1 protein-coding gene is annotated in these 1,203 nt (G+C 71.2%); it reads right to left on the reverse strand.

Annotated features, from left to right (window positions below; translation table 11 throughout):
* Positions 1 to 127: 127 nt before the first annotated feature.
* Positions 128 to 1,203: lysylphosphatidylglycerol synthase transmembrane domain-containing protein (locus WH07_RS35315; protein WP_232789175.1), on the reverse strand; the 1,076-nt coding region annotated here is incomplete at its 5' end.

Genomic DNA, 1,203 nt, shown 5'->3' on the forward strand with positions numbered 1-1,203 from the left:
TTCTGGGGCAGGGACAGATCGTGAATGTGCTGGAGCTGAATCAGGCTCTGGTGGGGGTGCGATGACGCCGACGGTCGGGCAAGGCCCAGGCCCCGTCCGCCGGATCTTCGCGGGCCCGTGGCACGACCTAGTCCTGGCGGCGTTCGTCGGGCGGCTTTTCTCGGTCCGGCCGCTCCGGCTGCCTTGAGGGTTCCGGTTCGTGCCGACCGCCGTTCCGCTTCAGGGTCAGTACCAGCCCGATCGCCCAGCCGACCGGCTGAAGCGCCCAGAAACTGACTACTCGGTAGAGCAGCGTGACCGCGATCGCCTCGTCGGCGCGCATTCCGTACAGGACGAGCAGTGCCGTGAGACTCGTCTCGACCACGCCGAGTCCCCCCGGCGTGAGGCGCAGGCTTCCGGCGAACTGCGTCAGCCCGTACGCCACCAGGATTCCGGGCCAGGGCACAGCGATGCCGAGGCTCCACGTACAGGCGATCAGGCAGGCGAGATCGAAGCCCCAGTTGAGCAGGGCGAGAAGGAAAGGCCACCCCCAGGGGCGTATCCCGGGCCGCGTACTGCGGACCTGCCGGCCCAACTGGGTCAGCGACTCCTCGATTTCGAACAGCCGACGGGACCGCAGACCGATCCGCCGCCAGACCCGCCACACACGCCGTCTCACCCGGGGAAACCGCGCCAGAACCGCCGTCGCGCCTGCCACCACGGCGACGAAGACCAGTACTCCGACGACCAGCGGCAGCGCTCCGGCCACCGGTCCCGACGTACCGCTCGCCAGCACGCCGGCCAGCAGCAGTACGAGCAGGCTCAGCGCGGACAGCAGCCCCGAGACGGCCAGCACGGTCCCGGCGAGCACCTGCCCCACTCCCCAGCGTCTGAACCGCCGGAACACCCACGCCACGGCGAACGCGGCCCCGCCCGGCAGTGCCCCGGCGATGGCGTTGGCCGCCAGTACCACGGCGGACACCGGCCCCAGGCCCAGTCGCGCCCCGCCCGCGCGCAACAACCACCGTTGTAGCGCCGACACGCAGATCAGCGAGGCCGCCTCGAAGGCGGCGGCCAGGACCAGCCGGGTCGGGTGGACGTGCGAGATGAGGTCGAGCGCGGTGACCAGTTCGTGGCGCCGTGTGATGGCGACGACCACGGCGGCCGCGACGAGTACGACGGCGACGACCCACCACACAGGCCGCACCGCCCGAGGCCCCCCAC

Origin of the sequence: Streptomyces odonnellii (genome assembly GCF_000981895.1) — a bacterium.
GTDB classification, from domain to species: Bacteria; Actinomycetota; Actinomycetes; order Streptomycetales; family Streptomycetaceae; genus Streptomyces; species Streptomyces odonnellii.